This window comes from Nonomuraea sp. NPDC005730 (assembly GCF_040630865.1).
Taxonomy (GTDB): Bacteria; Actinomycetota; Actinomycetes; order Streptosporangiales; family Streptosporangiaceae; genus Nonomuraea.
Window position 1 is genome coordinate 224,397 of the sequence record NZ_JBEXYK010000003.1, and the last position, 21,866, is coordinate 246,262.

General features: G+C 71.6%; 18 protein-coding genes and 1 riboswitch. All 18 genes read left to right on the plus strand.

Translation table 11 applies throughout. The annotated features are described in order from the left end of the window. The first annotated feature begins 135 nt into the window (after positions 1-135). Positions 136-459 carry an integration host factor, actinobacterial type gene (gene mihF / locus ABZ444_RS06075; protein ID WP_020541698.1) on the plus strand — a complete coding sequence of 108 codons (324 nt, stop codon included), beginning with the start codon at positions 136-138 and terminating at the stop codon, positions 457-459. A gap of 121 nt (positions 460-580) precedes the next feature. Further along, entirely contained in the window at positions 581-1,168 is a 588-nt protein-coding gene (gene gmk / locus ABZ444_RS06080; RefSeq protein ID WP_357993945.1) for a guanylate kinase, read from the plus strand. Between the two features lie 5 nt (positions 1,169-1,173). Beyond that, the gene (gene rpoZ / locus ABZ444_RS06085) at positions 1,174-1,443 is read left to right on the plus strand and encodes a DNA-directed RNA polymerase subunit omega (protein WP_043638590.1); all 270 of its coding nucleotides are present in this window, start codon (positions 1,174-1,176) and stop codon (positions 1,441-1,443) included. An 8-nt stretch (positions 1,444-1,451) separates the two neighbouring features. Next, on the plus strand, positions 1,452-2,645 hold the full coding sequence (gene coaBC, locus ABZ444_RS06090; RefSeq protein ID WP_357993342.1) for a bifunctional phosphopantothenoylcysteine decarboxylase/phosphopantothenate--cysteine ligase CoaBC: 1,194 nt from the start codon (positions 1,452-1,454) through the stop codon (positions 2,643-2,645). Positions 2,646-2,770: 125 nt separating this feature from the next. Continuing rightward, complete coding sequence (locus ABZ444_RS06095; RefSeq protein WP_357993345.1) at positions 2,771-3,094, plus strand: hypothetical protein; 324 nt, start codon at positions 2,771-2,773, stop codon at positions 3,092-3,094. Positions 3,095-3,282: 188 nt separating this feature from the next. Continuing rightward, entirely contained in the window at positions 3,283-4,470 is a 1,188-nt protein-coding gene (gene metK / locus ABZ444_RS06100; protein ID WP_352322591.1) for a methionine adenosyltransferase, read from the plus strand. Between the two features lie 434 nt (positions 4,471-4,904). After that, positions 4,905-7,406, plus strand: coding sequence for a primosomal protein N' (locus tag ABZ444_RS06105; RefSeq protein ID WP_357993348.1), 2,502 nt, complete (start codon positions 4,905-4,907; stop codon positions 7,404-7,406). 49 nt (positions 7,407-7,455) lie between these two features. Continuing rightward, the gene (locus ABZ444_RS06110) at positions 7,456-8,925 is read left to right on the plus strand and encodes a hypothetical protein (protein WP_357993351.1); all 1,470 of its coding nucleotides are present in this window, start codon (positions 7,456-7,458) and stop codon (positions 8,923-8,925) included. A gap of 37 nt (positions 8,926-8,962) precedes the next feature. Further along, the gene (locus ABZ444_RS06115; protein ID WP_357993354.1) at positions 8,963-10,309 is read left to right on the plus strand and encodes a hypothetical protein; all 1,347 of its coding nucleotides are present in this window, start codon (positions 8,963-8,965) and stop codon (positions 10,307-10,309) included. 38 nt (positions 10,310-10,347) lie between these two features. Then, entirely contained in the window at positions 10,348-10,896 is a 549-nt protein-coding gene (gene def / locus ABZ444_RS06120) for a peptide deformylase (protein WP_125630555.1), read from the plus strand. Between the two features lie 2 nt (positions 10,897-10,898). Then, positions 10,899-11,828, plus strand: coding sequence for a methionyl-tRNA formyltransferase (fmt, locus tag ABZ444_RS06125; protein ID WP_357993358.1), 930 nt, complete (start codon positions 10,899-10,901; stop codon positions 11,826-11,828). Beyond that, positions 11,815-13,344: a transcription antitermination factor NusB gene (locus ABZ444_RS06130; RefSeq protein WP_357993361.1), complete on the plus strand. Its 1,530-nt coding sequence runs from the start codon at positions 11,815-11,817 to the stop codon at positions 13,342-13,344. Before fmt ends, ABZ444_RS06130 begins: the two co-directional genes overlap by 14 nt. 97 nt (positions 13,345-13,441) lie before the next feature. Further along, positions 13,442-14,095 (plus strand): ribulose-phosphate 3-epimerase, encoded by a 654-nt coding sequence (gene rpe / locus ABZ444_RS06135; protein ID WP_352353174.1) that lies wholly within the window; start codon positions 13,442-13,444, stop codon positions 14,093-14,095. Between the two features lie 1,037 nt (positions 14,096-15,132). After that, positions 15,133-16,110, plus strand: coding sequence for an ABC transporter permease (locus tag ABZ444_RS06140; protein ID WP_357993363.1), 978 nt, complete (start codon positions 15,133-15,135; stop codon positions 16,108-16,110). Continuing rightward, positions 16,111-16,950: an ABC transporter permease gene (locus ABZ444_RS06145; protein ID WP_357993366.1), complete on the plus strand. Its 840-nt coding sequence runs from the start codon at positions 16,111-16,113 to the stop codon at positions 16,948-16,950. After that, positions 16,947-19,016: an ABC transporter ATP-binding protein gene (locus tag ABZ444_RS06150; RefSeq protein WP_352322581.1), complete on the plus strand. Its 2,070-nt coding sequence runs from the start codon at positions 16,947-16,949 to the stop codon at positions 19,014-19,016. Before ABZ444_RS06145 ends, ABZ444_RS06150 begins: the two co-directional genes overlap by 4 nt. Continuing rightward, positions 19,013-20,722, plus strand: a complete 1,710-nt coding sequence (locus tag ABZ444_RS06155; protein ID WP_357993369.1) for an ABC transporter family substrate-binding protein — start codon at positions 19,013-19,015, stop codon at positions 20,720-20,722. The genes ABZ444_RS06150 and ABZ444_RS06155 overlap by 4 nt, the downstream gene beginning before the upstream one ends. 88 nt (positions 20,723-20,810) lie before the next feature. Beyond that, positions 20,811-21,623 (plus strand): oxygenase MpaB family protein, encoded by an 813-nt coding sequence (locus tag ABZ444_RS06160; RefSeq protein WP_357993372.1) that lies wholly within the window; start codon positions 20,811-20,813, stop codon positions 21,621-21,623. Between the two features lie 77 nt (positions 21,624-21,700). Beyond that, positions 21,701-21,831: riboswitch (FMN riboswitch) on the plus strand. The last annotated feature ends 35 nt before the right edge of the window (positions 21,832-21,866 follow it).

The window sequence follows — 21,866 nt, forward strand, 5'->3', positions numbered from 1 at the left end:
AATTTTACGCTCACGGACAGTGATGAAGTGGATTTTGTGAGGAGAGAAACCGCTCTTGACGTTGCTTAGGGGGCGATGACCAGCTAGTTTCCCTTCCCGTCCGAGTACATCGACAGAAATTCGAGGTGACCCGGCGTGGCTCTTCCTCCCCTGACCCCTGAGCAGCGCGCCGCAGCCCTTGAGAAGGCTGCCAAGGCCCGTAAAGAGCGTGCCGAGGTCAAGAACCGGCTCAAGCATGGCGCGGTTTCTCTGGCTGAGGTGCTCAAGGATGGGCAGACCGACGACGTCATCGGCAAGATGAAGGTGTCGGCCCTGTTGGAATCGCTCCCCGGCGTGGGCAAGGTCCGCGCCAAGCAGCTCATGGAGCGGCTTGCCATCGCCGAGTCCCGCCGCGTGCGGGGTCTCGGTGCGAACCAGAGGGCTTCCCTCGAGCGCGAGTTCGGTGGCAACGAGAGCTAATCTCTGTTCCACAAGAAAGCGCAGGTTCAACGGGGGGTAGGAAGTGACCGACAGGTCCTGGTCCGGCGAAGCAAGGGCCCACGAGGCAGTCGGATCGGGAGCGAAGGTCGGCTTCCTCCCCCTGAGCAGGAGGCGTCTGACGGTCCTGTCAGGGCCGTCGGGCGTCGGCAAGTCCACGGTCGTCGCCGAGCTCCGGCGGGCACACCCAGAGGTGTGGCTGTCGGTCTCGGTGACCACCAGGAGGCCCCGTCCCGGCGAGGTCAACGGGGTCCACTACTTCTTCGTCGACGGCGAGGAGTTCGACCGGCTGGTCGAGGCCGGCGAGCTGCTGGAGTGGGCCGAGTTCGCGGGCAACCGCTACGGCACCCCGCGCGAGCCGGTGCTGGACAAGCTCGCCCAGGGCGTGCCGACAGTCCTGGAGATCGACCTGGAAGGCGCCAGGCAGGTGCGCACCACCATGCCCGACGCCCTGCTGGTGTTCCTGGCCCCCCCGACGTGGGAGGAGCTGGAGAAGCGGCTGCGCGGCCGCGGCACCGAGCCGGAGGACGTCATCGAGCGCCGGCTGCGGGCCGGGCGGGTCGAGATGGCGGCCGAGTCGGAGTTCGACCTCACGCTGGTGAACACGAGTGTCCATGAAGTGTGCCACCGGCTGATAGCCTTGATGACTGACCCTCAGGGGGTCACCACCACCATCAACCGAGAGGTCTGACAATCGTGGCAGGCACCACCCCGGCCGCGGAGGGCATCACCAACCCGCCGATCGACGCGCTGCTCGACATCGTCGACAGCAAGTACTCCCTGGTGATCATGGGCGCCAAGCGCGCCCGCCAGATCAACGCCTACTACTCCCAGCTCGGCGAGGGCCTGCTGGAATACGTCGGGCCGCTGGTCGAGACGCACGCTCAGGAGAAGCCGCTGTCCATCGCGCTGCGCGAGGTCTCCGAGGGCCTGCTCAACGCCGAGCCCATCGAAGGCGCGGTCTGACCCCTTCGATGAAGGTCGTCCTCGGCGTCAGCGGCGGCATCGCCGCGTACAAGGCATGTGAGCTGCTACGGCTGTTCACCGAGTCAGGTCACGAGGTGCGGGTCGTGCCGACCCGCGAGGTCCTGCGTTTCGTGGGCGAGCCCACGTGGGCCGCCCTGTCGGGCAACCCCGTGACCGCCGACGTCTGGGACGACGTTCACGAGGTGCCCCACGTCCGCATCGGCCAGCGCGCCGATCTCGTCGTGGTGGCGCCGGCGACCGCCAACACCCTGGCCAAGGCGGCCCACGGGCTCGCCGACGACCTGCTGACCAACACGCTGCTGACGGCGCGCTGCCCGGTCGTGTTCGCCCCGGCCATGCACACCGAGATGTGGCAACATCCGGCCACCCGCGCCAACGTCGCGACCCTGCGCGAGCGCGGGGCCGTCGTCATCGACCCGGCCGTGGGGCGCCTCACCGGCGCCGACACCGGCCCCGGCCGCCTGCCCGACCCCGCCGAGATCTTCCAGGTCTGCCTGCGCGTGCTGCGCGGCAGGCCGCGCGACCTGGCCGGGCGCAAGGTGGTGATCTCCGCCGGGGGCACCCGCGAGGCGATCGACCCGGTCCGCTACATCGGCAACCGCTCGTCCGGCCTGCAGGGGTACGCCCTGGCCCGCACGGCGGTCGCGCGCGGCGCCGAGGTGACCCTGGTGGCGGCCAACGTCGCACTCCCCGATCCCGCGGGGGCCGCCGTGGTGCGGGTGGGGTCCACGGCCGAGCTGCGCGAGGCGGTGCTGGCCGCCACCGAGAAGGCCGACGCCGTCGTCATGGCGGCCGCGGTGGCCGACTTCCGCCCGGCGTCCCGGCACGAGACGAAGATCAAGAAGACCGACGGCGAGCCCGACCCCATCCACTTGACGAAGAACCCCGACATCCTGGCCGAGCTGGGCCGGCTGCGGGGCGAGGGCGGCGCCGGTCCCCGGGTGATCGTCGGGTTCGCGGCCGAGACCGACGACGTGCTCGCCAACGGGCAGGCCAAGCTGGCCAGGAAGGGCTGCGACCTGCTGGTCGTCAACCAGGTGGGGGAGGGGCTGGCGTTCGGCACGCCCGACAACGCCGCCACCGTCCTCGTCGCCGGCGCCGAGCCGGTCGAGGTGCCGCGCGGCCCCAAGGACGACGTCGCCGACGCCGTCTGGGACCTGGTCGCGCCCCGCCTGTCCTGACGCGCGTTTCGCGCAAGAACGATTACCTGATCGCCAGTTGCGGCACCCCGGACGCCTACCGATACTTGGGGGCAAAGGGGGACGGAATGCCGGTGGGTTCCGCTGTCAGGGATCGTTGCAGGAGATTGCTGGAAGATCAGGGAGGTCTCCGTTACGTCTTCCCCGCGTTGTCCGTGGGGCCGACGGGAACGGGCCACTTCCTCATCGTCGTCACCGATTCGTCCGTCTCGGTGCTCACCACCAGGACCCTCAGGAGCGACCGGCCGGTCGCGGTGTTCGCCACGTACCCGCGGCACACCAGGCTCGGCCCGATCCTGCCCGGCCCGTTCATCGAGCTCGGCAACACCGTGTTCGAGTTCGACGAGGAGTACGCGGCGGTGGTGTCCGCCGCCGACGCCGAGGTCTTCGCGCCGGAGACGCTGCCGCCGGATCCCCTTCCCGACCTGTGACCGGACACGTGACCGGACACGTGACCGGACAGGTGACCGGACAGGTGACCGGACAGGTGACCGGACACGGACACCGGACGGTTTCGCGACCGGACGTCGGGTGGGGCTAGACTTCGGCGAGGCCCTGGCGTGTTCTTCCGTCCCGGGCCCAACATCCGTCAGCAGCCGCTGCATGAGGAGCCACTGAGTTGTCACGTCGCCTGTTCACCTCCGAGTCGGTCACCGAAGGCCACCCGGACAAGATCGCCGACCAGATCAGTGACGCGATTCTCGACGCCATGCTCAAGGACGACCCCAAGAGCCGGGTCGCCGTCGAGACGCTGATCACTACCGGCCAGGTCCATGTCGCAGGCGAGGTCACGACCGAGACCTACGTCGACATCCCCGGCGTCATCCGGGAGAAGATCCTGGAGATCGGCTACGACGCTTCCCACAAGGGCTTCGACGGCGCCTCCTGCGGCGTGTCGGTGTCCATCGGCGCGCAGTCGCCCGACATCGCCCAGGGTGTCGACGACGCCTACGAGCACCGCGTGGGCGGCGACGCCGACGAGCTCGACCGCCAGGGCGCCGGCGACCAGGGCCTGATGTTCGGCTACGCCTGCCGCGAGACCCCCGAGCTGATGCCGCTGCCGATCACGCTCGCGCACCGGCTCGCCCAGCGCCTGTCCGAGGTCCGCAAGACCGGCAAGGTTCCCTACCTGCGCCCCGACGGCAAGACCCAGGTCACCATCGAGTACGACGGCGACAAGCCCGTCCGCCTCGACACCGTGGTCGTCTCCACCCAGCACGCGGCCGAGATCGACCTCAAGGAGATGCTCGCTCCCGACATCAAGGAGCACGTGGTCGACCCCGTGCTCGACGGCCTGGAGATCGAGACCGAGGGCTACCGGCTGCTGGTCAACCCGACCGGCCGCTTCGAGATCGGCGGCCCGATGGGCGACGCCGGCCTGACCGGCCGCAAGATCATCATCGACACCTACGGCGGCATGGCCCGTCACGGCGGCGGCGCGTTCTCGGGCAAGGACCCGTCCAAGGTCGACCGCTCGGCGGCCTACGCGATGCGCTGGGTGGCCAAGAACGTCGTCGCGGCCGGGCTGGCCGACCGGTGCGAGGTGCAGGTCGCGTACGCGATCGGCAAGGCGCAGCCGGTGGGTCTGTTCGTGGAGTGCTTCGGCACCGAGAAGCTGCCGGTGGAGCAGATCCAGGCCGCCGTGCTGCGCGTCTTCGACCTGCGTCCGGCCGCGATCATCCGCGACCTCGACCTGCTGCGTCCGATCTACTCCGAGACCGCCGCCTACGGGCACTTCGGCCGTGAGGGCTTCTCCTGGGAGTCCACCGACCGCGCCGAGGCTCTTCGGACGGCTGCCGGTCTCTGACCTACCCGGTCTCCGGTTTCTTGCAGGTGCCGCGTCCGGCCCGTTGAGGGTTGGGTGCGGCACTTGTCGTCGGCTGGGTGGTTCGGTGCGGGCGTTCGGCTGATCTCCTGGGGCGGGGCTCGCCGGCGACTGCCGGGCTGACTTGCTCTTCTGCCGTGCCTGGGGCTCCGTGACGATGTGGGCGGGAGCGCCTCCGCGTGCGCCAGGGCCCCCTTGGGTGATCTCCGGGGGTTCGTGTGGTGGGCGTTCGGGCTGGTGGGCTGCTCGGGCGGCCGGCGCGCGGCCGGTCGCCTGGGTGGTGCGGGGCGTGTGGTGGGCGTTCGGGCTGGTGGGCTGCTCGGGCGGCCGGCGCGCGGCCGGTCGCCTGGGTGGTGCGGGGCCGTGCGCCGGTGGTGTGGGGATGGCGGGGCGCGGGGTCTGGTAGACGTTAGTGCGTGACCCACTCCGACGACGCCCTCCTGCCGCTCGACGCCGTGCGGCCTCCTGCGTCGTCCAAGGACACCAAGGGGGCGGTGGTCGCGGCGCCCGAGCTGCCCGTGGCGCGGGTGGTCGTGGACAGCCCGCTGCCGCACCTCGACCGGCTCTTCGACTACCTGGTGCCCGCCGCCATGCACGAGGCGGCCCGGCCGGGGGTGCGGGTGCGGGTGCGGTTCGCGGGCAAGCTGATCGACGCGTTCCTGCTGGAGCGGGTGGACGAGAGCGATCACGAGGGCAAGCTGACGCCGCTCGAACGGGTGGTCTCTCCCGAGCAGGTGCTCACGCCGGAGATCGCCGGTCTGGCGCGGGCGGTGGCCGACCGTTACGCGGGCACCCTCACCGACGTGCTGCGCCTGGCCGTTCCGCCGCGTCACGCCAAGGCCGAGGCCGAGGTCCCGCCCCCCACCGGCCCGGCCCCGGCGCCCGCCCCCTCCGGCGAGGCCGCCGAGAACGCTTCCACCGCCGTGGCGCTGGCCGTTGGCAGCGAATCTCCTGCCGTGGCCCATGCTGCCGGGAGCGGGTCTCCCGCCGTCGCGGTCGCGCACGTCGCTCCGGGCGCGACTGCTGAGGGCGGGGGAGCGCAGGGCGCGGCGGGCTCGTCCTTGTCGGGACGGGGGGCGGAGCCCGCGGCGTCGCCTCCGGTGAACGGGCGGGCCGACCAGGACGGCGCCCGGCAGGCGGAGACCCGCGCACGCGGCCGTGCGGCGGCCGGTCCGGACCCCGTGAACGGGAAGGACGCCCCCGAGCGGGCGGCAGAGGGCCGCAACAGCGCCTGGGACGCCTACCCGACCGGCCCCTCCTTCCTGGACGCGCTGCGCCACGGCCGCGCCCCCCGGGCCGTGTGGTCGGCGCTGCCCGGCGCCACGGGATGGGCCGGGGCCATGGCGGAGGCGGTGCTCGCCACCCTCGACGGCGGGCGGGGAGCGGTCCTCGTGGTGCCCGACGGCAAGGACGTCGCGCTGGCGGACGCCGAGTTCGAGCGGCTGCTCGGCCCCGGCAGGCACGTGGCGCTCACGGCCGACCTCGGACCCGCCGAGCGGTACAGACGATGGCTGAAGGTCCTCAGAGGCCAGGTGCGCGCCGTCGTGGGCACCCGGGCCGCGATGTTCGCCCCCGTCGCGGAGCTCGGCCTGGTGGCCATCTGGGACGACGGCGACGACCTGCACGCCGAACGCCTGGCCCCCTACCCCCACGCCAGGGAGGTCCTCGGCCTGCGCGCCCACCGGACGGGCGCGGCCATGCTGATCGGCGGCTACGCGCGTACGGCCGAGGCCACCCAGCTCATCGCCACGCGCTGGGCCAGGCCGATCGTGGCCGCCCGCACCATGATCAGGAGCCTGGCCCCGCGGGTGCGTCCCGCCGGTGAGGACGCCGAGCTGGCCAAGGACCAGGCGGCCCGGCAGGCGAGGCTGCCCAGCCTGGCCTGGCGGGCGCTGCGCCAGGGGCTGGAGAGCGGGCCGGTGCTGGTGCAGGTGCCCAGACGCGGTTACCTGCCCGCGCTGGCCTGCCGCCACTGCCGTGCCCCGGCGCGCTGCGTCCTGCCGCCCACCAGGATCGCCCCGCACCTGGCCGCGCCGCCGGCCCTGGGCGAGGCGGGGGCACGCGGCGAGGCGGAACCGGACGCCGGGACTCTGACCACCGCCACGGACGCACCGGGCGCGACGCCGGACGGACACGGGAGCGGGGAGTCGCAGTGCCACGGGCCGCTCGCGCTCAGGGCCGGGCACGCCGCCCCCTACTGCCGCTGGTGCGGCCGGGTCGACGCCGACTGGCGGTGCCCGTCCTGCGGCAGCCCCCGGTTGCGGGCGGTCGTCACCGGCGCCAGGCGCACCGCCGAGGAGCTGGGCCGGGCCTTCCCGTCGGTGCAGGTGCGCACCTCGGGCCGCGACGGCGTGCTGGCCGGTGTGCCGGCCGCGCGCGCCCTCGTGGTCGCCACGCCCGGCGCCGAGCCGGTGGCCGAGGGCGGCTACGCGGCGGCCGTGCTGCTCGACGGGTGGGCGCTGCTCGGCCGGGCCGACCTGCGGGCGGGGGAGGAGACGCTGCGCCGGTGGATGAACGCCGCCGCGCTGCTGCGGCCGTCCGCCGAGCTGGTGGTGCTCGGGGACGCCGGGCTGCCGGCCGTGCAGGCGCTGCTGCGGTGGGACCCGATCACGCACGCCGAGCGCGAACTGGGCGACCGGGCCGAGCTGGGGTTCCCGCCCGCGGTGCGGATGGCGACGCTGACGGGTTCGGCGAGCGCCGTCCGGCAGATGCTCGACGAGGTGCGCCTGCCACCGGACGCCCAGGTGCTCGGCCCCGTCCCGGTGGACGAGTCGGGCCTGGAACGGGCCATGATCCGGGTACGGCGCGGCGGCGGGGCGGCGTTGTCGGCCGCGCTCAAGGGGGCCAGTGGGGTGCGTGCGGCGCGTAAGACACCAGATGTCGTGAGGGTGAGTGTCGACCCACTCGACCTGATTTAGACCGTTTCCCCGATTCGCTCATCTGTTGGTCAGCCGTTAGCGTGCCCCTGTGTCGATCGAATGGGTGAACCAGGCCATCGACGACCTGCGCGCATGGGGGCGCGCGCGGGAAGTCGAAGTGGACGCGGACGAGGTCCGCCTGCTCTGCGACTACGCCAGCGACTATCTCAACGTCAACGAACTGCGCGACTTCACGCCGGAGACCTTCGACGAGCTGCTGCTGTCCATCTACCCGCGCAAGGTCATCGCGCCGCCGGAGAGCGCGCCCGAGACCGTGGCGGCCGCCCGCACCCTGGTGGACTACCTCGGCGAGGCCGGTCACGTCAGCCCGGCCACCGTGGCCGGCATGCGCGCCCGGCTCGACGACATCGGCCCCCGCATGCCCGAGGCCCTGGCCGACCCGGCCAACTTCGGCATGGCCAAGAGCCTGTTCAGCTCGATCGGGCCCGAATCGCTCGAACAGGCGGTGCCGATCCCGTCCGGGGAGCTGCCCGACCTGGGCGAGGCGCCCTGCGAGTGTCCGGGCTGCACCCCGCTGCCCGCCGTCCGGCTGGCCTCGGAGGAGGAGCTGGCCGAGGCGCTGCGGACCGTTCCGAAGCTGCCCGGCGGCCCGCCGCCGGGCGACGGCGAGCCGCTGGGCGCCTGGGCCGAGACCGTGGCCCGCCTGCTGGAGGACGACACCGGCGGCGAGATCACCGGCCACGCCGAGCTCGACGATGGCCTCTACGACCTGTTCGACATGCTCTACCGCCTCCAGGCGCCGGTGCCGCTCCAGGTCGTCGCCGACTACCTGGAGGAGGTCTCGGGCGAGGGCGGCGTCGACGTGGCAGGGGCGCTCGACCGGCTGGCCGGGTGGGGCATGGTCCGCCTCGACGGCAAGTCGGCCGAGCTGACGCCCCTGGCGGTCTGGGGGCTGCGCGAGCACTACCTGTCCCTCGGCCTCGACGCCCCGATCGCCCCCGACCTGGGCGAGGCCGACGCGCGCGGCCTCATCGAGGGGCTGCTCGAAGGGCTGCCCGCCGAGCTGGCCGAGCAGGACATCTCCCGCTGGCTGTCCGGCCGCGCGCCGGGCGAGGCCGCGGCCGAGCTGCTGACCGCCGCCTCCGGCGCGCCCGCCGTGGCCCGCGGCATCGCGGTCACCATCGTCGACCGGCTGGGCGCCGAGGCCGAGCCGCAGGTGCGCGACCACCTCGACGACCAGGAGTTGCGCCCGCACGTCATACACTGGCTGGCCGCACGTGGTCTGGGCGCGCCGCCGCTCACCCAGGACGAACTGCTCTGGGTCAGCGTCGACATGCTCGCCCTGGCGATGCCGGCCGCGCGGGAGGATCCGGAGATCTTCGCCGAGAACATGGCGGCGTCCGGTCCGCCGGCCCACCTCATCGAGGAGATGTGGCGGGTCGACCACCCCGACGTCGTCGAGGTTCTGGAGCTGCTCGGACGCTCCATCCCCGACGACACGGTGGCCAAGGCGGCGCGCAAGGCGGCGTTCAAGGCGCGCTCCCGGGCCATCCGTTGAGTACGCCCTTGTGACTGCTGTGCAGTAAGTTTCCTGGGTGGCAAACAATGTCTTCGACCTCGCCGAGCTGCGCAAGCTGATCGATGAGCAGGCCGCCGTGCCTCCACGGCCACCTGAGGAGACCTCCGTGGAGCACGAGGCGCTGACCTTCCCGCCCGTCCTGCTGGCGAGCGACGCCGAGCTGGCCCGCGCGGTGCCCGCGGTGCCGCTCGTCGCCGACGCCATCCGCCTGACCGCCTGGACGGGCAGCCGCGAGGTGGCCGCCGACGGCATGCTCGGCGAGTCCGACGCCAGAGCCGCCGCGGAAGAGCTGGGGCTCCAGGAGTCCCGGCTGCGGCTGATCTGGATCGTCGCGGTCAACACCGGCCTGCTGCGCATCCTCGGCGGCCGGGCCTCGCGCGGCCCGCTGTCGATGCAGCTCACGGTCGAGGCCACGCTGGAGTTCTGGGACGGCGTGGTGATGGACGTCCTCGACCGCGCCGACGAGGGCCTGACCGGCTCCTCCGTGGTCGACGACCACCTGGCCGAGATGCTGGCCACGATCTACTCGGTGCGCTCCGGCGTCGCCGTGGGCAACCTGGCCAGGGGCATCCTGCAGTCGCACGAGGTCGCCTGCGCGCCGGGCCAGGTCGAGATGCGCAGACTGGCCGCCGCGCTGCCGGCCGAGCTGCTGGAGGCGGTCTCGCTGCTGACGTACTGCGGGCTGGTGGAGCAGACCGAGGCCGGGCGCACGGCGCTCACCCCGCTCGGGGTCTGGGCCGTCCGGCGCGACCTGCTGCGCGAGGGCCACGACGCGCCCACCGCCGCCGAGGTGCAGGTCTTCGCCGACCTGTCGGCCGCCGAGCTGGTGGAGGCGCTGGTGAAGGGCACCGCCACGCAGAGCGCCGTGGCGGGCTGGCTGGAGCGGCGGCCCCCCGAGGCGGCCGCCCGCGAGCTGATCGAGATCGCCGCCTCCGGCACCGCCGGGCAGCGCGGCGCGGTCGGCGCCATCCTGGAGGAGCTGGGCCCCGAGGCCGAGCAGCCCGTGCGGCAGGCGCTCGACCACCCGCTCACGCGCCGCTACGCCGCCTCCTGGCTGCACATCCGCGACCTGGAGGCCCCGCCGCTCAGCCCCGGGGACCACACCTGGATCGCGGTCGACAACCTCGCCGCGCTCATGCACCTGTCCGGTCCGGCCGCGGGCCGCCTCGACATGCCCGAGCCGGGCGAAGACCTGATCAAGCTCGTCGGCGAGATGCCCGCGGTCGGCCACCCCGACACGCTGGCCGTGCTCGACATGCTCGCCGGCTCCCACGACGACCAGGCGGTGGCCAAGGCGGCGCGCAAGGCCGCGATGAAGGCCCGCTCCCTGCGCCACGACCGGCCGCCGGCCCACCGCCGGTAAACTGGGCTGATCCACGTTCGAGAACAGGAGTGAGCCCCTTGGCGATCCAGTCGATCCGGCTGTTCGGAGATCCGGTGCTGCGCACCCCGGCGGCCCCGGTCGTCGACTTCGACAAGGAGCTGCGCAAGCTGGTCAAGGACCTCACCGACACGATGATGGACGCCCCGGGCGCGGGCCTGGCGGCCCCGCAGATCGGCGTCGGCCTGCGGGTGTTCACCTACTACGTCGACGACCGGCTCGGCCACCTCATCAACCCCGACCTCGACCTGTCCGCCGACCTCGACGAGGAGGGCGAGGAGGGCTGCCTGTCCTTCCCCGGCCTGTCCTACCCGACGCCGCGCGCCGTCCGCGCCGTGGCCAAGGGCTTCGACATGCACGGCGAGCCGGTCACGCTGGAGGGCACCGACCTGATGGCCCGCTGCTTCCAGCACGAGACCGACCACCTCGACGGCATCCTGTTCATCGACCGCATGGACCCCAAGCAGCGCAAGCTGGCCATGAAGGCGATCCGTGAGGCCGAGTGGAGCGGCCTGTCCGCCCCCGTGATCAGGATGTCGCCGCACGCCACCGGCGGAAGGGCGCTCTGACGATGCGGCTGGTCTTCGCGGGCACACCCGAGACGGCGCTGCCGTCGCTGCGCATGCTGATCGACTCGCCGCGGCACGAGGTCGTGGCCGTCGTCACCCGTCCCGACGCCCAGTCAGGGCGGGGGCGCAAGGTCCACCCCTCGCCGGTGGCCGAGCTCGCGGAGGAGGCCGGCATCGAGGTGCTGCGCCCGGCCAAGGTCGGCGACCCGGCCTTCCTCGACACGCTGCGCGCGCTGGAGCCCGACTGCTGCCCGGTGGTGGCCTTCGGCGCGCTGTTGCCGCAGTCGGCCCTCGACGTGCCCCGCCACGGCTGGATCAACCTGCACTTCTCGGTCCTGCCCGCCTGGCGCGGTGCGGCGCCCGTCCAGCACGCGGTGCTGCACGGCGACGAGATCACCGGCGCGACGACGTTCCAGATCGTCAAGGAGCTCGACGCGGGCCCGGTCTACGGGGTCGTCACCGAGGAGATCCTGACCCACGACACCAGCGGCTCCCTCCTCGAACGCCTGTCGGTCTCCGGCGCCGGCCTGCTGGCCGCCACGCTCGACGGCGTCGAGGACGGCGCGCTGGAGGCCCGTCCCCAGCCGCTCGACGGCGTGACGATGGCGCCCAAGATCAACGTCGCCGACGCGCGGGTCGACTGGTCCAAGCCCGCCATGCGGGTCGACCGCCTGATCCGCGCCTGCACCCCCAGCCCGGGGGCGTGGAGCGAGTTCAGGGGCCAGCGGGTGAAGCTCGGCCCGGCCAAGGTCGCCGTCCAGGCCGACCGGCTCGCGCCCGGCCGGATCCTGGCCACGAAGAGCCACGTGCTCGTCGGCACCGCCACCGACCCGGTCGAGCTGGGCGAGGTGCAGCCGCAGGGCAAGCGGGCGATGGGCGCGGTCGAGTGGGCGCGCGGCGTCCGGCTTGCGGGTGACGATGTCTTCGCGTGATCCCCGCCGGTTGCCGGGCGGGCCCACGGGCACCAAGCCGCGCGGCGCGGGCCGTCCGCGCCGACCTGCCCGCGACCACGCCCGCAACGCCGCCTTCGACCTCCTGCGGGCCGTCGACGAGCGCGACGCCTACGCCAACCTGCTCCTGCCGCGGATGCTGCGCGAGCGCGACATCCGGGGGCGCGACGCGGCGCTGGCCACCGAGCTGGCCTACGGCACGCTGCGCGGCCTCGGCACCTACGACGCGATCATCGAGATGTGCAGCGACCGCGCGCCCGACCCGGCCGTGCGCGACGCCCTGCGGCTGGGGGCCCACCAGCTCCTGCGCATGCGCGTCCCGCCGCACGCCGCCGTCGGCACCACCGTCGATCTCGTACGCCTGCGCATCGGGCAGGGCGCGGCCAAGTTCGTCAACGCGGTGCTGCGCAAGATCGGCTCGCGCGAGCTGGAGGACTGGATCCCCATCGTCGCGCCCGACTCCGACCAGGACCCGGTCGGCCATCTGGCCGTCGCCTACGGGCATCCCCGGTGGATCGTCTCGGCCTTCCGCGACGCGCTGGGCGGTGGCGGGGAGCTGGCCGACCTGCTCGACGCCGACAACGTCCGGCCGCTGGTGACGCTGGTCGCCCGGCCGGGGCGCAGCTCGGTGGCGGAGCTGGCCGAGGCCGGCGCCGCGCCCGGCCGCTACTCGCCGTACGCGGCCTACCTGCGGGAGGGCGACCCCGGGCAGATCGAGGCCGTGGCCGAGACCCGCGCGGCCGTCCAGGACGAAGCCAGCCAGCTCGTGGCGCTCGCCCTGACCCGCGTGCCGCTCGACGGCGAGGACGAGCTCTGGCTCGACATGTGCGCCGGGCCGGGCGGCAAGGCGGGCCTGCTCGACGCCGTCGCCACGTACGGCGACCTGGCGGGCCTCGACGGCGAGCGCCGCACAGGCGACGGCCCGGCGGCGGGCGAGAGCGGTGTGGCGGGCAGTGGTGCGGCGGGCAGCGGTGCGGCGGGCGACGGCCTGGTGGCGTTCCCCGGCGGGGCGCGGGTGCTGGCCGCCGACGTGCAGTACCACCGGGCGCGGCTGGTCTGGCAGACCACCAGGAACGCCTCGGTCGTCACCGCCGACGGCACCGAACCCGCCTGGCGGCCCGGGGTGTTCGACCGGGTCATGCTCGACGCCCCCTGCACGGGATTGGGCGCGCTGCGGCGGCGTCCGGAGGCCCGGTGGCGGCGCGACCCGGCCAGCATCGCCGAGCTGGGCGCGTTGCAGCGGCGGCTGCTCGGCACGGCCCTCGACGCCGTGCGCCCGGGTGGGGTGGTGGCGTACGTGACCTGCTCGCCGCACCTGGCCGAGACGCGCGTCGTGGTCGGCGACGTCATGGGCCGCAGGGGCGACGTGGAGCAGCTCGACGCGCGCGACTACCTGCCGGAGGTCGACGGGCTCGGCGACGGCCCGTACGCGCAGTTCTGGCCCCACCGCCACGGCACGGACGCCATGTTCCTCGCCCTCCTCCGCAAACGCCCCTGACCCCTCCCTCCTCGCCCGCGCGCCCGTGTGGTGGCGGGGGCGAGGCGGTGGGAGGGGGCGTCGAGGGGGAGCGGGCGGTTCAATAGACTGGCGCATCATGGCCGTACAGATCTCGCCCAGCATCCTCGCCGCCGACTTCGCGCGGCTGGCCGACGAGGCCGCCGCCGTGCCGAACGCCGACTGGCTGCACGTGGATGTCATGGACTACCACTTCGTGCCCAATCTCACCCTCGGGCTGCCCGTGGTGGAGTCCCTGCGCAAAGCCACCCAGACACCCCTCGACTGCCACCTGATGATCGCCGACCCCGACCGCTGGGCCCCCCAGTACGCCGAGGCCGGGGCGGGCAGCGTGACCATCCACGCGGAGGCGTCCAAGGCGCCGGTGCGGACGTTGCGCGAGATCCGGTCGCTCGGCGCCAGGGCGGGGCTCGCGCTCAACCCGGCCACGGCGGTGGAGCCGTTCGAGGGGCTGTTCGGTGAGATCGACATGCTGCTGCTGATGACGGTCGAGCCGGGGTTCGGGGGGCAGAAGTTCCTCGACATGGTGCTGCCGAAGGTGCGGGCGGCGCGGGCGATGATCGAGCGGCACGGCGGGTCGGTCTGGCTGCAGGTCGACGGAGGCGTGACGGCCGAGACGATCGAGCGCTGCGCGGAGGCGGGCGCCGACGTGTTCGTGGCCGGCAGCGCCGTCTACGGGGCCGCCGACCCGGTGGCGGCCATCGACGCCCTCCGCGCCGCCGCCACCCGCTGACCCTTCCTCAGCACCCGCTGACCGTTCCCCAGCACCTGCTGACCGTTCCTCAGCACCCGCTGACCGTCCCCCGCCATCCGCCGACCGTTCCCCACCACCGCTGCCCCTTCCTGCCACGGGCGTGCCCCGCGCGCTCCCGTGGCCCCTCCACCCCTCCGTGAGGCGTGCTCCGCGCAGGGCCGATGCTCCATCGCCTCTCCACGAGGCGTGCCCCGCGAGCTGGTGCCGCGCCTTTGCGAGGTGCTTCGGGCACTCCCGTGGCCTCTCCGCGAGGCGCGCACCACGGCCCTGCCGCCGCGCCCCGGCCCCCGCCTGTCAGGTGCGGGGTCCACCGGGGGGCGGGTCCGCTGGGGGTGCAGGCTCACTGAGAGTGCGGGCCCAGGGAAGTGCAGGCTCACTGGGGTGCAGGCGCGCTCGGAGTGCAGGCTCGTTCGGGGTGCAAGCCCACTGGAGGTACGGGCTCACTTGGGGAAGGCGGGCCTGCTGGGAGTGTGAGGTCCGCTGGGGGTGCGGGGGGTGGGGGCGGGCTTCCGCGGGGGGACAGCGGAGGGGGCCGGGGTGGTGAGCGGAGCGTGAGCGTGGGGTGATCGTCCCGGGGACGCCTTCGGGGCGGGCGGCAGCGTGCCCTCGGACCGATCCACTTCGGTCACCCGCCTGAGATCAAAAGCCGCGACGTCGCGAAATATCAATCCCCGACCTATTGATCAGTATGACGTGCGTCACTTTGGGATTGGGTTAATTTTTGTCAGGATTCTGTGACACACGCTGATCCGATAGCGCCGGTTACCGATCTTGTTAGCTCATGTTTCCCTAGGTCAAGCCCCATGTACGGCCATGATCGACGGCGAGGTGCCACGGTGCTTAGTGACCTTACCGTTATGTCGAACTATTGCTGACTGTGATGTTTGGCTAGATATCCTGCGTTTTGATCGCCGTTCCGCGTCATGACTTTTCGCGGCGTAAGACGGTCTTTTTCCATTGCGGGGGTCTTCTCCTACCGGGGTTTCCGGGCCCTCGTTCAGTGCGAACGGAGGGTAATGGGCAAGTACCTGCTCCGCAGGTTGGCGATCAATCTGATCCTGGTCGCGATCGCGGCCAGCTTGGCTTACATGCTCGCCGCGACGACCATGAACCCCCGCGGTGCGTATGAAGGCCGCCAACCTCCTGTCGCCGAGGAAGTCATCGACGCCACCCTCGACAACTACAACCTCAACGACAAGACGCCCGTCCTGGAGCGCTACGCGACCTGGGCCAAGGGCGTCGTCACGGGTGACTTCGGCAAGACCTGGAACGGCGGTTCGGTCAACGACGAGATGGGCCGGCGGATCTTCGTCAGCCTCCGGCTGCTGCTGGTGGGCACGATCCTCGGGTTCGTCTTCGGAGTGGCGCTCGGCGCCCTGTCGGCGATCAAGCAATATCGGGTGACCGACCGGGTGATCGGCGTCGGCTCGTTCGTGATCATGGCGATTCCGGTGTTCGTGCTGGCCACGCTGCTGGCGATCAGCGCCTACAACCTCAACCGCGGGCTCGGCTTCACGCTGATCGAGTTCACCGGCGAGTACAACCCCAAGCTGTCCGGCTGGGACCAGTTCGCCAACCGGCTGAACCACCTGATCCTGCCGACCATCTCGCTCAGCCTCGGCGCGATCGCCTTCTACAGCCGCATCCAGCGCAACATGATGCTCGACGTGCTCGGCCAGGACTTCGTCCGCACCGCGATGGCCAAGGGCCTGCGGCGCAGGACGGCCCTGATCAAGCACGCGCTGCGCACCGCGCTGATCCCCGCGGCCACGTACTTCGCCTTCGCCTTCGGCACGATGCTCACCGGCGCCACCTTCACCGAGAAGATCTTCGCCTGGAACGGCATGGGCGCCTGGCTGGTCGACTCGATCAACCAGAACGACGTGAACTCGGTCGCCGCGGTCAGCATGTTCGCCTCCGTCTGCGTCCTGTTCGCCGGCTTCCTGTCGGACCTGCTGGTGGCGGCCCTCGACCCACGAGTGCGGGTGAGCTAAGTGCGTTCCAAGGTTGTTCTCGGGCGGATGCTGCGTAACCGGCAGGCCCGCTACGGCTTCATCGCCCTCCTGCTGCTGGTGGCGCTGGCCTACATCGGCCCCTTCTTCGGCGCCTACGACTGGACGGACAAGGACTTCCTGTCCTTCCTGTCGGCCCCGTCGTCCGACCACTGGTGGGGCACCACCACGATCGGCCAGGACATGTACGCCGTCACCCTGCGCGGCATGCAGAAGTCGATCATCATCGGCCTGCTCGTGGCGCTCATCTCGACCGGCCTGGCCGCCGTGGTCGGCGCCTTCGCCGGGTACTTCGGCGGCTGGGTGGACCGCGTCCTCATGTGGGGCGTGGACCTGCTCCTCGTCCTGCCCAGCTTCCTGATCATCGCGATCGCCTCGCCGCGCCTGCGCGGCGCCTCCTGGCTCTGGTTCGTGGTCCTGCTGGCGGCGTTCGCCTGGATGATCACCTCCAGGGTGGTGCGCAGCATGACGCTCTCGCTCCGTGAGCGCGAGTACGTGCAGGCGGCCGTCTACATGGGCATCCCCCGCTGGAAGATCATTTTCCGGCACATCGTGCCGAACCTGTCCTCCTTGCTGATCATCGACGCCACCCTCAACGTGAGTGGCGCGGTCATCGGCGAGGCCGCGCTGTCCTTCTTCGGCTTCGGCATCCAGCCGCCCGACGTCTCGCTCGGCACGCTGATCGCCGAGGGCTCCCGCAACGCCACCGGCTACCCCTGGCTGTTCGCCTTCCCCGCCGGGCTCCTGGTGCTGCTGGTCCTGAGCATCAACCTCATCGGAGACGGCCTGCGCGACGCACTCGACCCGGGGAGCAACTCATGAGCATCCTGGAGGTTCAAGACCTCACCGTGACGTTCCCCGGCGGCATCGAGGCCGTGCGCGGCGTCAGCTACGAGGTCGCCCGCGGCGAGGTCCTGGGCATCGTGGGCGAGTCCGGTTCGGGCAAGTCCGTCACGTCCCTGGCGATCATGGGCCTGCTGCCGCGCAACGCCCAGATCAGCGGCTCGGTCAAGCTCCACGGCCAGGAGCTGATCGGGATGAAGGAAGACGACCTGGTCAAGGTCCGCGGCAAGTCGATGAGCATGATCTTCCAGGATCCGCTGTCGGCGTTCACGCCCGTCTACACGATCGGCGACCAGATCTCCGAGGCGCTGCGCGTCCACCAGAAGCTGGGCAAGGACAAGGCCGCCAAGCGCGCGGTCGAACTGCTCGACCTGGTCGGCATCCCGCACCCGGACGTCCGGGCCAAGGCGTTCCCGCACGAGTTCTCCGGCGGCATGCGGCAGCGCGCGATGATCGCGATGGCCATCGCCAACGACCCCGACCTGCTGATCTGCGACGAGCCGACCACCGCGCTCGACGTGACCATCCAGGCCCAGGTGCTGGAGGTGCTCAAGACCGCCCAGCGCGAGACGGGCGCCGGCATCGTCATGATCACGCACGACCTGGGCGTCGTCGCGGGCATGGCCGACCGGGTGCTGGTCATGTACGCCGGCAAGCCGGTCGAGCAGGGCAACGTCGACGACATCTACTACCGGCCGCGGATGCCGTACACGATGGGACTGCTCGCCTCGATCCCCAGGATCGACGGCGAGGAGGGGCCGCTGGTGCCGATCGAGGGCAACCCGCCCTCCCCGGCGGCGCTGCCGCCGGGCTGCCCGTTCGCGCCGCGCTGCCCGATGAAGATCGACTCGTGCGACGACGAGGAGCCCCCGCTCACCGACGTCGGCGGCGGCAGGCACGTCGCCTGCATCCGCTCCCGCGAGATCGAGTACAAGGGCCTGACCGGCACGGACGTCTTCCCGGTCCCGGTCATCCCGGTCAGCGAGGTGGTCCGCGTGCCGCGCGAGCAGCGCGCGACCGTGCTGGAGCTGGACAACCTCATCCGGCACTACCCGCTGATGAAGGGCGCGGTGTTCAAGCGCCGCGTCGGCACCGTGCACGCCGTGGACGGCATCAGCTTCGACATCGCCGAGGGCGAGACGCTGGCCCTGGTCGGCGAGTCGGGCTGCGGCAAGACCACGACCCTGCAGCAGATCATGCAGCTCGCCCCGCCGCAGAGCGGCCGGATCGTCGTGCTCGGCCAGGACAGCGCCAAGCTCGGCCCGTCCGGGCGCAAGGCGCTCAGGGGCGACCTGCAGATCGTCTTCCAGGACCCGATGGCGGCGCTCGACCCGCGCATGCCGGTCGGCGACATCATCGCCGAGCCGCTGCGCGCCCACGGGCGCAAGAACGTCAAGCAGCGGGTCGCCGAGCTGCTCGAACTGGTGGGCCTGGCGCCTGAGTACGCCGAGCGCTACCCGCAGAGCTTCTCCGGCGGCCAGCGCCAGCGCATCGGCATCGCCCGTGCCCTGGCCCTGGAGCCCAAGCTGCTCGTCCTGGACGAGCCGGTCTCGGCACTGGACGTGTCCATCCAGGCCGGCGTCATCAACCTGCTGGACGAGCTGAAGAACACCCTGGGGCTGTCGTACCTGTTCGTGGCGCACGACCTGGCCGTGGTCCGGCATCTGGCCGACCGCGTCGCGGTCATGTACCTCGGCAGGATCGCCGAGATCGGCACGGTCGAGGAGGTCTACGACCGCCCCGCGCACCCCTACACGCAGGCGCTGCTGTCAGCGATCCCGCTGCCCGACCCCGAGATGGAGCGCACGCGCAAGCGGATCCTGCTCGAAGGCGACCTGCCCAGCCCGGCCGACCCGCCATCGGGTTGCCGGTTCCGTACGCGCTGCCCCAAGTTCGCCCTCCTCACCGAGGCCGAACGCCGGCGCTGCGTGGACGAAGAGCCCTCGGTTGCCCGGCTCGCGACCGCCGTGGACCACGGCGCCGCCTGCCACTACGCGGAGGAAGTCGAGGTCATCACGGCCTCGGACGATCAGGAGGAAAAGTGAAGGTTCGTTACCGGGCGGCGGCGGGAATCGCCGTCCTCGCCATGGCCGCGGCGGCTTGTGGCGGTGGTGGCGGCGAGGCCAAGAAGCCGAGCGCCGAGCAGTCGCAGCAGGCTCAGCAGCAGATGTCGCAGACCCCTGGCATCTCGATCAACCCCGTCGCGTACGAGCAGGTCAAGGACGGCGGCACGCTCACCCTCTCGGTCGGCCAGTGGCCGAGCCAGTGGAACGGCAACCACGTCGACGGCAACCAGCGCGACACGGCGGACATGCTGGACTCGCTGATGCCGCAGCTGATGGTCGCCGACGCCGAGGCCAACTTCAAGGCGAACCCCGACTACCTCACCGACGTCAAGATGGACCTGTCGTCGGGCAAGCAGGTCGTCACCTACACGCTGAACGAGAAGGCCCAGTGGTCGGACGGCACGCCGATCACCTGGAAGGACCTCGAGGCGGCGTGGAAGGCCAACAGCGGCAAGGACAAGAAGTTCAAGCCGGCCTCCACCGACGGCTGGGACCGCATCGAGTCGGTCACCAAGGGTGACAGCGACAAGGTCGCCGTCGTGACGTACGGGAAGAACTACCCCGAGTGGATGGGGCAGTTCTCGCGCTCGCCGCACCTGTACCCGGCCTCCCACATGGAGAGCCCGGAGAAGTACGAGAAGGACTACCTGCAGAAGATCCCGGTCACCGCCGGGCCCTTCAAGGTCGAGAGCATCAACGAGGGCACCAAGACCCTGACCGTGGTGCGCGACGACAAGTGGTGGGGCAGGAAGGCCAAGCTCGACAAGGTCATCTTCCGTACCATCGAGACCCCCGCCGCGCAGGTCAACGCCTTCGCCAACGGTGAGCTCGACGCGGTGGAGATCCCGCCGGGCAGCCCGGCCGACCTCAAGCGGGCCAAGGAAGTCCCGAACGTGGACGTCCGCAAGGCGCTCAGCCCGAACTGGCGGCACATCACCGTCAACAACCAGAGCGAGTTCCTGAAGGACAAGTCGGTCCGCCAGGCCGTCGAGTACGCGATCAACCGTGACGTGATCACGCAGTCCGACCTCAAGGACATGGACTGGCCGCTGCAGACGCTCGGCAACCACGTCTTCATGAACAACCACAAGGCGTACGCCGACAACTCCGGCGACCTGGGCAAGTACAACCTGCCCAAGGCCAAGGAGCTGCTCGACGCGGCCGGCTGGAAGCAGGAGGGCGACGTCCGCAAGAAGGACGGCAAGGAGTTCTCGCTGAACTTCGTCGTCCCGGCGGGCCTGCCGTACGCCAAGACCGAGGGCGAGCTCACCCAGGCCATGCTCAAGGAGGCCGGGATCAAGCTGACGATCCGCCCGGTCCCCGATGACAAGTTCTTCACCGACTTCATCATCAAGGGCGACTTCGACCTGGTGCCGTTCTCCTGGATCGGCACGCCGCTGCCCCTCGGCGGCCTGCCGCAGATCTACAAGACCGGCTCCGAGTCGAACTTCCCCAAGGGCAGCGACCCGGCGCTGGACGCCGCGATCGACGCCGCGGTCAGCGAGATGGACCCGACCAAGGCCTACGAGCTGGCCAACGCGGCCGACAAGCTGATCTGGGACCAGGTGCACACCATCCCGCTGTACCAGCGTCCTGACATCCAGGCCACCAAGAAGACGCTGGCCAACTACGGCGCCTTCGGCTACCAGAGCGCCGACTACACGGCGATCGGCTTCACCGGCTGATCTCCGTAGCCTCGTCGAAAACCCCTGGCCGGTTCCCGGCTGGGGGTTTTTGGCATGGTTTGTCGTCCAACTGGGTAACTGTTCACTTATGGACGACGACTATGGGATCTTCGGCCCCGAGTCGGTGACCTGGCGGGTGATGGGGGAGCCGATCCAGCTCGTCGGCGGCTTCCGGGCGCTGCTGATGCAGGGGCTGCACCCCAGGGCGATGCGCGGCGTGCTGCAGAACTCGGCGCTGCTCGACCCGGCCGAGGCGTGGTCGCGCTTCCTGCGGACCAGCGAGTTCGTCCGGGTGCGCACGTACGGCACGCGCGCGGAGGTCGAGCGGGCCGGACGCCGGGTGCGCAAGATCCACGCCACGCTGACCGCCCGCGACCCCGACACCGGCGAGACCTACCACCTCGACGACCCCGAGGCGCTGCGCTGGGTGCACGTCGGCGAGGTCGACTCCTACCTGACGGTGGCCCGCCGCGCCGGCGTGCGGCTGTCCGACGCCGACGCCGACCGGTTCGTCGCCGAGTGGCGGCGCGCCGCCGAGGTCGTGGGCCTGGAGCGGGACGACGTGCCCGGCTCGGTGGCCGAGCTGCGCGACTACATCGACGGCCGGCGTCCGGGGCTGCGGCTCGTGCCCGAGGCCGCCCATCCGCTGCGGTTGTCGCTGCACACGCCGCTGCCCGGCGCGCTGTCCGCGCTGCGGCCCGCCGTGCCCGCGCTGACCGTGCTGGCCCTGGCCACGCTGCCGCGCTGGGCCCGCCGCCTGTACGGCCTGCCCGCCACGCCCGTCGGCGACCTGTGGGCCTCGGCCACGCTGCGCGCCCTGCACACCGGCATCGGCCTGGTCCCCGAGCAGGTCCGCTACGCGCCCTCGGCCCGCCGGGCGCGCAAGCTGATGGCTGCCTGAGCGAGCGCTTGTTCAAATAGCACGGGGGCGGTCGCGCTTTCCGTAATCGGCATGGCAAACTGGTACAAGAAGAGAGCTAGCGTGCTCCGGGGTCGGTGAAAGTCCGAACCGGCGGTTACAGTCCGCGACCCGGCCGATGCCATCGGCCGGTTGACCTGGTGAAATTCCAGGACCGACGGTTAAAGTCCGGATGGGAGGAAGCGCGCGAGGTGTCCGGCGTCCAGCCGGGCTCCTGACGTGGTG